This is a genomic window from Pseudomonas sp. SST3, assembly GCF_003325755.1.
Genome location: NZ_QORI02000128.1, coordinates 1 through 4,180, shown reverse-complemented (window position 1 = coordinate 4,180; position 4,180 = coordinate 1). Strand labels below are relative to the sequence as shown.

Here is a 4,180-nt window from a genome sequence, read left to right as displayed (position 1 = left end):
TCCCCGGAGTGCTTCATGGCCACGTTCACCAAGACCGCAATGCTGCTGGCCCTCGCGCTCACCGCCGGCAGCGTATTCGCTGCTGCAAAGCCCACCACCCAGACCATCTCCACCTTGGGTGGCAAGTTCACCTTCAAACTGCCCAAGGCCTACAGCGCCGACACCCTGCCCTCCGGCACAGCGCAAGACGGCACCGCTGACACCCAAGGCACCCTGTACGCTAACTCAACGACGAAAAGTGTGGTGATCGTCGCCGAAACCGTGCGCAACGATGGGGCAGCTATCCAGGATAACGACCCGCAGTTCCTAGACGGCGCCGTGGCCGATTTCGTCAAGGACCAGAGCGCTGCCCTGCCTGACTTCAAGAAACTGGGCGAGAAGAAACTCACCTACAAGGGCCTGGGCCTGCGCCAAGTGGACAGCAGCGCCACCCAAGGTGGTGGCAAGACCTTGAACTCCACATTCCTGGGTGGTTCGGGCAACCATTTGCTGGTGATTCAGGCCATTTCCCGGGCGGATGATGTGAAGGGGCATGCGCAGTTGGTGAAGCAGATTACAGGCGGCAAGTAGCCCCCTCTTCCAGCCAACACAAAACCCATGTGGGAGCGGGTTTGCCTACGATGGCGGTGTGTCAGTCACTCAATCTTTACTGAGCCACCGCTATCGCAGGCAAGCTGCCACATTTTTAACCGCATTTCACTTCAGGCTTTTCTCAAGCCAGGCTTTTAAGTCCTGGATTTCTGCTTCGCTGATGGTGTGATTCATCCCCGGGTATTCATGAAACTCCGGCTTGAGCCCCAACCCCGCCAGCACCTTGTTCGCTTGCGTGGCCGAGCTAAAGGGCAACGCCTGATCCAAAGTGCCATGGCCAATAAAGATCGCCAGCTTGCCCATCGCCGCATCCGGTTTCAGCGCAGACCTGAGCACTGGTAGCACGCTGCCACTGAGCGCGGCGATACCGCGTACCAATTCGGGTTCACGCAAGGCCACCTCGTAAGACATGATCGCGCCCTGGCTGAACCCCACCAGGAACACCCGATCACTTTGGGTGTGGTACTTGGCGGTGGCCTTGAGCACAAAGTCCTTGATCAGCCGGGCGCTGCTGAACAGTTCATCGGTCTCGCCGTTGTACTCAGGCTCATCGGTCTTGGTAAACCAACGATACCCCTGCGGCTCCACCGGCAGTGGCGCACGCACTGATAGGTAGGTCCAGGTAGACGGTAACGCGTCTTTGATGCCAAACAAATCTTCCTCGTTGCTGCCAAACCCATGCAGGAAGATCACCAGCGGCTGGTTGCGCGCATCGCCCTGGGTCTGTTCCAGGTAGGACAACGGCAAGTCGGTGTGCAAGCCGGTGTCGGCATGAGCGGCGCCGGCCACCAGGGCCAAGGCGAGGGCAAGCTGTTTGAGCATCGGGTTTACCTCAGGGTTTGCGCAGCAAATAGGTGTCCATGATCCAGCCGTTTTCCAGGCGCGCCGCCTTGCGTACCCGTTCGATCTCTTCTGCCACGTGCGCCACTTTACCGCTGATCAGGATCTCGTCCGGCGTGCCCAGGTAGGCGCCCCAGTAAATATCCAGGTCCTGATCCGCTACGCTGCGGTAGGAATCTTCGGCGTCGAGCATCACCACCAGGGTATCGGCATCACTCGCCTGTCCCGCCGCCAGCCGTCGCCCAGTGGTGATTTCGATGGACTTGCCGATACGGTTGAGCGGCACCTTATGCTGCGCCGCCAGGGCCTGCACACTGGTGATACCGGGGATCACTTCAAACTCGAACACACAGCGACCGCTGGCAAGAATCGCCTGCAAGATACGAATGGTGCTGTCGTACAGCGCCGGGTCGCCCCAGGCCAAAAACGCCCCGACTTCGCCGTCGGCCATTTCTTCGTTGATCATGCGTTCGAAGGTCTGCTGCTTATCGCGGTTGAGGTCTTGCACGGCGGTGGTGTAGTCGATTTCACCACGCACCCGCTCCGGGCAATCGGCCTCGACAAAACGGTAGCCGGGTTCGGTGATGTAGGTGTCGCAGATTTCCCGGCGCAGGTCGATCAGCTTGTCCTTGCTCTGGCCCTTGTCCATCAGGAAGAACACGTCGGTACGGTTCAGCGCCTTCACGGCCTGCATCGTGATGTAGTCAGGGTTGCCGGCGCCAATGCCGATGATCAGGATGCGTTTCATGGGGTGCTCTCAGTACAGGGCGTGAAATGTTGCCATGTTACTGGGTTGCCCTGCTGGGTCAAATCACCTTGAACTGCCGGGCGATGTCAAGTTTGAGCTTACCTGCGATCACATTTTTATAACTGTCGTTCGTTTCATCAAAGCCCAAGGGGTGTTTGTCAGAGAAATTCAACTTTGTCAGTATCTTGGTCAACATCCTATATCTGCCCCCCAGTCTGGAGCGTTTCGCCACTAATAGCGCATCGGGTACACAGACTTGATAACGAGGGACTAAGCGAAAGGTCGCAATTGAATTATCCACTTTCAGGCATGTGCCATTGGTTGCCATCACCTCAATTTCGTAGGACGTACTGTCAGCCTGAAGTCTCAATTTATTCAAGTCTAGCCCCCCGCCCTTATATGCAAGCCTGAAAGATATATTCTCCGCATCCACCAAGGGGTGCAGATGAGGTGTCAAGTCAAACCGGGTAGTGCCTTTCATTTGTGGCCCGTTACACTTTTCGCAGCAGGGGATGAAATTCCCCATGGTTAACGCTAGTAAAGGAAATTCGGCCTGCGGGTAATAATGATCAATATTTGGCCTGTACGCTTTCAACCCATCAGGACTTACATAAGTGTCAATGGGCGTTATATGGCAATAAGGGCAAATTTTCGATCGGATGGATGTACACAATGCATAGGCGTCCCATCTTTTTAACAGGACCACCCTCTCTTTAGCTGAAAACTCCTTATAGCACAGATACTTTTTGAAAAAAAACCATTCAAATAGTCAATATCAACAACACGGGCAAAAGTCTGACTAAAGGCAACAATCACACCCGGCAGCGCCAACGGGTCACACCCACATATGGCCTCCCTGTGTTTATCCAAGAACTCGACAAGACGATGCTGAGTCATGGCCGGCCCGACGAATCCTTTTAAGGCATCAGTCAGTCCTTGCAGCTTCCATAGCATGAATAATTTGTGCCTGACTGCGATGTCCTCCCACACCCGCGCGATGTTAACAATCATGAATATCGCCTCTCCGGAGCACGATATAACGCTTCCTTGATGCCAATATCGCCAATGCTCTCAAGCAATAATTTATCCAAGGCCGAAGAAATGCCCTGTTCAAGACGCTGATGGAGTGCATTTATCTTTTCCGCCGCAAACTCACCAATGGCAGCAGTCCCAAAAGAGTTCAGGATAATGTCTTCCAATGGAGCTGCAAACGTATTCTGAGGTGTGACCCTGTCATCCAGGTTAGTTACCATGCACGCTGGAAAATCACCCGTTATCACAGGGGAGTGCGTGGCAACCACTACCTGCACAATCTTCATGTCAAACTCCGCTTTCACCCCTGCCAGGAATTTATTCAGCAAGGAAATATAACGGCGCTGCCACTCAAGATGAAGATAGGCATCGCCCTCATCGATAAGCACCATGACGTGCTTTAATTTCTTTCCCGCCATGGTTACAAAACCTTGGCGGAGCAAAAAAAACTGGTCAACCAGGGCCCTTACACCCGAGCTTTGATCTGTCCAACGCACTTCGACTGCAGCGGTCGACATTTTTATCTGCTTGATTTCCTCTGCCGAGCCTATAGCAAATGAATAGGACCGGGGGTGTTTGCGGATATCATCCTTCGCCCCAACCTTTATAAAATTGAGCGTGGCACGATAAGTCATCATCAGCAAATCGAACACTTCCTTATCTTCGTCGTAACGTCCATCGCTGGCGAGTTCAAAAAAATTAAAGAAAAATCGCCCAATACGATCATGATCAGGGATTTTTTTGCCACCGACGTTAAGGCAGCGAGCATTACTAACTTATTGCTTTTACCACGGGGAAGTTTCGATAGAGCAAAACGCTCCAACCTGAGCACGCAGGTATCAAGCAAACGCTCAATCTGGATGTTCAAACGTTCATTCTCATAGTAATCCGAGCTTACAAACTGGCGCTTTTTTTGAATTTTCGCGTATTCAGATAAAATGTAATCACCGGCTTGTGCGCCGTTTGAAA

7 protein-coding genes are annotated in these 4,180 nt (G+C 53.3%); 1 reads left to right on the top strand and 6 read right to left on the bottom strand.

The genetic code is table 11. The annotated features are described in order from the left end of the window. Positions 1-15: 15 nt before the first annotated feature. On the top strand, positions 16-570 hold the full coding sequence (locus tag DQ405_RS24990; RefSeq protein WP_168426405.1) for a hypothetical protein: 555 nt from the start codon (positions 16-18) through the stop codon (positions 568-570). 126 nt (positions 571-696) lie between these two features. On the opposite strand, the gene DQ405_RS24985 is transcribed toward DQ405_RS24990, so the two are convergent. The 6 genes from DQ405_RS24985 to DQ405_RS24960 all read right to left on the bottom strand — a co-directional run. Then, positions 697-1,413, bottom strand: coding sequence for an alpha/beta hydrolase (locus DQ405_RS24985; protein WP_038449847.1), 717 nt, complete (start codon positions 1,411-1,413; stop codon positions 697-699). Positions 1,414-1,423: 10 nt separating this feature from the next. Then, positions 1,424-2,179, bottom strand: a complete 756-nt coding sequence (gene cobF, locus DQ405_RS24980) for a precorrin-6A synthase (deacetylating) (protein WP_019817301.1) — start codon at positions 2,177-2,179, stop codon at positions 1,424-1,426. Positions 2,180-2,237: 58 nt separating this feature from the next. After that, entirely contained in the window at positions 2,238-2,660 is a 423-nt protein-coding gene (locus DQ405_RS24975; RefSeq protein ID WP_168426404.1) for a hypothetical protein, read from the bottom strand. A 212-nt stretch (positions 2,661-2,872) separates the two neighbouring features. Next, on the bottom strand, positions 2,873-3,190 hold the full coding sequence (locus DQ405_RS24970) for a hypothetical protein (protein ID WP_168426403.1): 318 nt from the start codon (positions 3,188-3,190) through the stop codon (positions 2,873-2,875). Then, complete coding sequence (locus DQ405_RS24965) at positions 3,187-3,864, bottom strand: AAA family ATPase (RefSeq protein WP_168426402.1); 678 nt, start codon at positions 3,862-3,864, stop codon at positions 3,187-3,189. Before DQ405_RS24965 ends, DQ405_RS24970 begins: the two co-directional genes overlap by 4 nt. Further along, the coding region (locus tag DQ405_RS24960) for a hypothetical protein (protein WP_168426401.1) at positions 3,849-4,180 on the bottom strand (332 nt) is incomplete at its 5' end. The genes DQ405_RS24960 and DQ405_RS24965, both read right to left, overlap by 16 nt.

Bases quoted from the DNA above. Each gene is read 5' to 3' on its own strand.
- DQ405_RS24975 (WP_168426404.1), bottom strand. From the start codon at position 2,660: ATGAAAGGCACTACCCGGTTTGACTTGACACCTCATCTGCACCCCTTG.
- cobF (WP_019817301.1), bottom strand. From the start codon at position 2,179: ATGAAACGCATCCTGATCATCGGCATTGGCGCCGGCAACCCTGACTAC.
- DQ405_RS24970 (WP_168426403.1), bottom strand. From the start codon at position 3,190: ATGATTGTTAACATCGCGCGGGTGTGGGAGGACATCGCAGTCAGGCAC.
- DQ405_RS24990 (WP_168426405.1), top strand. From the start codon at position 16: ATGGCCACGTTCACCAAGACCGCAATGCTGCTGGCCCTCGCGCTCACC.
- DQ405_RS24985 (WP_038449847.1), bottom strand. From the start codon at position 1,413: ATGCTCAAACAGCTTGCCCTCGCCTTGGCCCTGGTGGCCGGCGCCGCT.